A 5,881-nucleotide genomic window follows, 5' to 3' on the forward strand; every position below is an offset into this window, starting at 1 on the left:
GCCCCCGCCCACCGCACCTTCCAGGCGATCGACCACTGCGTCGGCAACGTCGAACTCGGCCACATGAACGAGTGGGTCGGCTTCTACAACAAGGTCATGGGCTTCACGAACATGAAGGAGTTCGTGGGCGACGACATCGCGACCGAGTACAGCGCCCTGATGTCGAAGGTCGTCGCCGACGGCACGCTGAAGGTCAAGTTCCCGATCAACGAGCCCGCCGTCGCCAAGAAGAAGTCCCAGATCGACGAGTACCTGGAGTTCTACGGCGGCGCGGGCGTCCAGCACATCGCGCTCAACACCAACGACATCGTGCGGACCGTACGGACGATGCGCGCGGCCGGGGTGAAGTTCCTCGACACCCCTGACTCCTACTACGACACCCTCGGCGAGTGGGTCGGCGACACCCGCGTCCCCGTCGACACCCTGCGCGAGCTGAAGATCCTCGCCGACCGCGACGAGGACGGATACCTTCTCCAGATCTTCACCAAGCCGGTCCAGGACCGTCCTACGGTGTTCTTCGAACTCATCGAGCGACACGGCTCGATGGGCTTCGGCAAGGGCAACTTCAAGGCGCTGTTCGAGGCGATCGAGCGGGAGCAGGAGAAGCGGGGCAACCTGTAACGCACGGGTCCCGCAAGGGACTTGGGAGGACCGTGGCCGACGCGCCGATCGATCTGTCAGCACCGGCGAAGCGCTGGCTGTGGCAGAAGGGCACCCTGCACGAGCCCACGGTCCTCCAGTCGTTCGCCCTCGACGAGGTCCACCAGCGCCTGTACGTCCTCCAGTTGAGAACGGGCGGCGCCGACGCCGGCAACCTCTGCCTCAACCAGCTCGACTACACGGGCAAGGCGCTCGGCCACATGCACCTCCAGGGCTTCGGGCACGGCGTCAGCATGGGCGTGCAGAACACCTCCGACGGCGATGTGTGGATCTGGACCGAGGCCGCCGCGAAGGCCGGTTCGGGCGGCGCCTACGGCCAGGCCGTCACCCGCTTCCACTTCGCCGCCGGCGCCACCCGCACGTCCGCCGACGTGGCCGTCCGCAAGCCGATCGCGAACTCCACCAACAACCAGCCCACGGTCTGCATGACCTCGAAGCGCATCGCGATCCGCTACCGCATCGCCAACCAACCCCGGTACCGAGTCTGGGACTTGGACGCCTTCGTCGCCCGCGACTACTCCGCGCCGATCGCCGACATCGCCCAGACCGGCGCCCACCCGAACCCGGCGATCCCGTTCCAGGGCTACGCCCTCGACGGCGACTACCTGTACCAACTCGCGGGAACCGCCTACGACTCCACCACCAACCCGCCCGCGAAGCACGGCAACACCTACGTCTCCTGCCTCGACATCCGCACCGGCGAACTCGTCCAGCAGTCCCGCACGGAGGCCGGTTACACCCTCACCTACCGCGAACCGGAGGGCCTCGCCGTCCGCACGAAGCCCCGCACCCGCCTGTGCGTCGGCTTCGCGTCCGGGGAGGCGGGAGCACGGGAGTTCTCCCTCTGCTACAAGCCGTAGCCGCAGTTGTCCGCGAGAGCCCTCAACTCGTCTTCCCCTGCGGCTCCTTGTCCGTGGGCAGACCCTCCTCGGGCGGCTCGCCCAGCGCCGTCAACGCGGCCTGCGCCAGCGGCACCCGCAGCGGCGAGAAGTACGGGTTGATCTGCAACGCCTCCCGGAGATGCCGTCGCGCGGACGCGAACTTCTCCAACTCCCGCTCGATCATGCCCCGGTGGAACGCGTACAGCGCGTCCCGCACCCCGCCCCCGTGCACCTTGTCCGTCGCCACCGACGCGAACTTCAGCGCCTCCTCGTCCTGCCCCGCCCGGTGCAGCGCCCACCCCAGCGCGTCGGCCACCGCGATCCCCGGCTGCCGCGTCCACTCGGCGCGCAGCCGCCGTACGGCATCCCGCGCGTCGCCGTGGTCCGCCTCGAAGACGCCGAGGACCAACTCGTCGTCGACCCCGGCCGCCGCGTCCTTGGCGGCGAGGGCGCGCAGCGTGTCGTACTGCACGCGGGCCGCCTGGCCGAGGCCGAGCGCCTCGTACAACTCGCCCAGTTCCAGGGCGTATTGCGGGGTCGGCTGCTTGGCGAGGGCGACCTGGTACGCGTTCAGGGCCTCCGAGGTGCGGCCCAGCGCCGCGAGCGCGCGCCCCTCACCGGCCAGCGCCTCCCGCTGGTCGGGGTCGAGCCGTACGGCCGCCTCGAAGTGCCGTAGCGCGACCTCCCGGTCCCCGCGTTCCCAGGCCAGCTCACCGGCGCGTTGCAGCCAGGCGGCCTGCTCGGCGGGGGCGGTGGCCTTCGCCGCCGCGTCGGCGAGCTGGGCGGCGGCGTCCTCGCGCCAGCCCCGGTCGCGGTAGACGGCGGCGGCCCGCGCCATCACGGCGGGCCCGGTGCGCAGCTCCAGCAGCTTGTCGAGGGTGCGCCGGGTCGCCTTGTAGTCGCCGAGGCCGGTGTACGCGTCGATCAGCAGCGGATACGTCGTCCACCGCCTCGGCGCCAGCTTCACCGCGGCCTCGCCCCAGGTGCGCGCCGCGCGGAAGTCCCGCCGCTCGTTCGCCAGGGCCGCCAGACCGTCCATCGCCACGGCGCTCGCGTCGTTGCCCTTCGCGCGCACCTTCAGCGCGGTACGGAGGGCCTCCTCGGCCTTCGGGTAGTACAGGGTGTCTCCGGTCCGCCGCCCCTGCTCCACATAGGCCGAGCCGAGCACCGCCCACGACCGCGCGTCCCGCGGATGGACCCGCACCCGCGTCTCACGGTCGCCGATCAGCGCGGCCAGGTCCGGCAGCGCGGCCGGCACCCCCGCGGTGACCGCGCTCAGCGCCTGCGCCTTGGGTCCCGGCGCGGGCGGCGGCGCCGGACGCGGCTCCTCGGGCAGCAGCCACAGCAGCCCGCCGACCACGGCGCACCCGGCGACCGAGGCGATCAGCACCCGCCGCAGAACGGGGGAGCGGCGCCCCCGCGCCTCCGCCACCAGGGACGTACCAGGGCTCCGCTGTTCGTTCTCCATGGCGCTCACTGTGCGTCAGTACGACGACCACATCCCGGCACCGAAAGCCACGCGTGGACGGGGTTCACACCGATGGCCGCGAGTGCGACGCTGTGATCATGAGCCGTATCGAAGCGCCTCGCGACCAGGACACCGGGACCCTCGTCGACCGGCTGCTGGCCGGGCTGCCCGCCGAGGCCGTCCTCACCGACCCGGACGTCACGGACTCGTACGCCAACGACATGGCGAGCTTCTGCCCGTCCGGCACCCCCGCCGTCGTCGTGCTGCCGCGCACGGTCGAACAGGTCCAGCACGTGATGCGCGTCGCCACCGAACTGCGCGTCCCGGTCGTCCCGCAGGGCGCCCGCACCGGCCTGTCGGGCGCGGCGAACGCCTCCGAGGGCTGCGTCGTGCTGTCCCTCGTCAAGATGGACCGCATCCTGGAGATCAGCCCGGTCGACCGCATCGCGGTCGTCGAGCCGGGCGTCATCAACGCGACCCTCTCCCGCGCGGTCAACGAACACGGCCTCTACTACCCGCCGGATCCCTCCAGTTGGGAGATGTGCACGATCGGCGGCAACATCGGCACCGCGTCCGGCGGGCTGTGCTGCGTGAAGTACGGGGTGACGGCCGAGTACGTCCTCGGCCTGGACGTCGTCCTCGCCGACGGGCGGCTCATGACCACCGGCCGGCGTACGGCCAAGGGCGTCGCCGGGTACGACCTGACCCGGCTGTTCGTCGGTTCGGAGGGCTCGCTCGGGATCGTGGTGAAGGCGATCCTGGCGCTGAAGCCGCAGCCGCCCCAACAGCTCGTCCTGGCAGCCGAGTTCGGGTCGGCGGCGGAGGCGTGCGACGCCGTGTGCCGGATCATGGCGGGCGGGCACGTGCCGTCCCTCCTCGAACTGATGGACCGTACGACCGTCAAGGCCGTCAACGACCTGGCGCACATGGGACTGCCGGAGACGACGGAGGCGTTGCTGCTCGCCGCCTTCGACACGCTGGACCCGGCCGCCGACCTGGCCGCCGTAGGAGCCCTCTGCGAGGCGGCCGGAGCCACGCAAGTGGTGCCCGCCGAGGACGCGGCCGAGTCCGAACTGCTGCTCCAGGCGCGGCGGTTGTCGCTCACGGCGCTGGAGGCGGTCAAGGGCACGACGATGATCGACGACGTGTGCGTGCCCCGGTCGCGGCTCGGCGAGATGCTCGAAGGGGTGGAACGGATCGGCGAGAAGTACCGGCTGACGATCGGCGTCTGCGCGCACGCCGGCGACGGCAACACGCACCCCACCGTCTGCTTCGACGCGCAGGACGCCGACGAGTCCCGGCGCGCCCGCGAGTCCTTCGACGAGATCATGGCCCTCGGCCTGGAACTCGGCGGCACCATCACCGGCGAACACGGCGTCGGCGTCCTGAAGAAGGAGTGGCTGGCCCGCGAGATCGGCCCGGTGGGCGTCGAGATGCAGCGGGCGGTCAAGGCGACCTTCGACCCGCTGGGCATCCTCAACCCCGGCAAGCTCTTCTGAACCCGAACCTCCCTACGGCTCACTCCCCGTCCCGCGACTCGTCCGACGGCCACGGGTCGCGCAGCCACAGGTCGTCGGCCGGCGTCGGTGCGAGCAGCTCGGCCAGGCCGGCGTCGATGCCGAGCTGCTCGGCCTCAGAGCCCGGGGGTACCACCCGAAGGGTGCGCTCCAGCCATGCCGACACCTGCGCCGCCGGGGCCTCCAGCAGGGCGTCCCCGTCGGGTGAACTCAGCGCCATCAGGACGACACTGCGCCGCTCCACCTTCGTCGGCCACACCCGCACGTCCCCGTGCCCGCACGGCCGGAACACCCCCTCGACGAGCAGTTCACGGGCGAACGTCCAGTTCACGGGGTGCTCGGAGTTGATGTGGAAGGAGATGTGGACGGCGTACGGATCGTCGGTGCGGTAGCTCAGCAGGGCCGGGACCGGAATGCTCCGCTCCGGCGACAGGATGAGCTTGAGCTCCAACTCCCGCTCTACGACTGTGTGCATGGCGTGTGACTCCTCTCGCTGACCGGGCCCCGCGGTGGGCCCGTACGAGTGGAGAGGGCGTGCGGGCGGAAGCATTACGCGAGTTCGGGAAACTTTTTTTCCGCGCCGCGTCACGAAGGCTTCGCGGGGCTTCGGAGCGTGTGGACTCCGTGCACGAGGTTGCCCGGAAAGGGGTGGGTCCGGCGGGACGGGCAGTGGCGGTCGCACGGGTCTGATAGATGTGGACACCCCCATTTGACCTCCGAGCAGATACGGGACGACGGACATGAGCGCCCCAACGCCGGCACCCGGTGACGACAGGCCCCGCGAGGGGTACTACCCGGACCCGTCCATTCCTGGCTATGTCCGGTACTGGAACGGCGCGGCCTGGGTGCCCGGCACCAGCCGCCCGGCGCCGTCGGACGGCCTGCCGCTCGGCGCGCCGGGCGGTCCGGGCCAGTCGGGTCAGCCGGGTCGGTCGGGTCAGTCGGTCGAGGAGACCGGGCCGCACTTCTTCGACGAGGACCCGGCGCCGGACAACCGGGTGAACCCGGCGGAGGCCCAGCACGGCAGCCGCCCCGAACCGGCGGCCGCGTGGGGCGCGGACCGTGCCCACCAGAGCGGGTTCGGCGGCGACCAGGACCGCCGTGTCTCCTGGGGCTCCCCGGACCCGAGGACGGGCCGCGCCGAACACCATGACGGTGGTGACGGCTTCGAAGCCGTACGCCAGCGCGGTGCGGGGCGAAGTCGCCGGAGCGTTCGTCGTCGAACTCCAGGAGATACGTGTCGACATGCGGTGTCCCGGCGAAGACCCGCTTGGCCAGCCAGTCGTAGCCGCCTGGCTGCCCGGCGCTCGCGGTCTGGGACTGGACACGTCGGTGCGCGCGCTGCGCTCAGCGGC

At 71.3% G+C, this 5,881-nt stretch carries 6 protein-coding genes; 4 read left to right on the forward strand and 2 right to left on the reverse strand.

Annotation, left to right across the window (positions count from 1 at the left end; all coding sequences use genetic code 11):
- Together hppD and ACNFOC_RS49655 are read left to right on the forward strand one after the other, a co-directional pair.
- Window positions 1-621, forward strand: a 621-nt coding sequence (gene hppD / locus ACNFOC_RS49650) for a 4-hydroxyphenylpyruvate dioxygenase (RefSeq protein ID WP_416965582.1), incomplete at its 5' end; no start/stop codon positions are given.
- A gap of 32 nt (window positions 622-653) precedes the next feature.
- Window positions 654-1,520, forward strand: coding sequence for a phage baseplate protein (locus ACNFOC_RS49655; RefSeq protein WP_416965583.1), 867 nt, complete (start codon window positions 654-656; stop codon window positions 1,518-1,520).
- Window positions 1,521-1,542: 22 nt separating this feature from the next.
- On the opposite strand, the gene ACNFOC_RS49660 is transcribed toward ACNFOC_RS49655, so the two are convergent.
- Window positions 1,543-3,009, reverse strand: coding sequence for a tetratricopeptide repeat protein (locus ACNFOC_RS49660; RefSeq protein ID WP_416965584.1), 1,467 nt, complete (start codon window positions 3,007-3,009; stop codon window positions 1,543-1,545).
- A gap of 92 nt (window positions 3,010-3,101) precedes the next feature.
- Between ACNFOC_RS49660 and ACNFOC_RS49665 the strand changes: the two genes are divergently transcribed.
- Window positions 3,102-4,508, forward strand: coding sequence for an FAD-binding oxidoreductase (locus ACNFOC_RS49665; RefSeq protein WP_416965586.1), 1,407 nt, complete (start codon window positions 3,102-3,104; stop codon window positions 4,506-4,508).
- Between the two features lie 19 nt (window positions 4,509-4,527).
- Here ACNFOC_RS49665 and ACNFOC_RS49670 read toward each other — a convergent pair whose 3' ends face one another.
- Window positions 4,528-5,001: an SsgA family sporulation/cell division regulator gene (locus ACNFOC_RS49670; protein WP_390160037.1), complete on the reverse strand. Its 474-nt coding sequence runs from the start codon at window positions 4,999-5,001 to the stop codon at window positions 4,528-4,530.
- A gap of 265 nt (window positions 5,002-5,266) precedes the next feature.
- Between ACNFOC_RS49670 and ACNFOC_RS49675 the strand changes: the two genes are divergently transcribed.
- On the forward strand, window positions 5,267-5,881 hold a 615-nt coding region (locus tag ACNFOC_RS49675), incomplete at its 3' end, for a DUF2510 domain-containing protein (protein WP_416965585.1).

The sequence above is a fragment of the Streptomyces colwelliae genome, assembly GCF_048158785.1.
Classification (GTDB): Bacteria; Actinomycetota; Actinomycetes; order Streptomycetales; family Streptomycetaceae; genus Streptomyces.

Coding starts and splice junctions, on each gene's coding strand:
- ACNFOC_RS49660 (WP_416965584.1), bottom strand. CDS start 3,009: ATGGAGAACGAACAGCGGAGCCCTGGTACGTCCCTGGTGGCGGAGGCG.
- ACNFOC_RS49670 (WP_390160037.1), bottom strand. CDS start 5,001: ATGCACACAGTCGTAGAGCGGGAGTTGGAGCTCAAGCTCATCCTGTCG.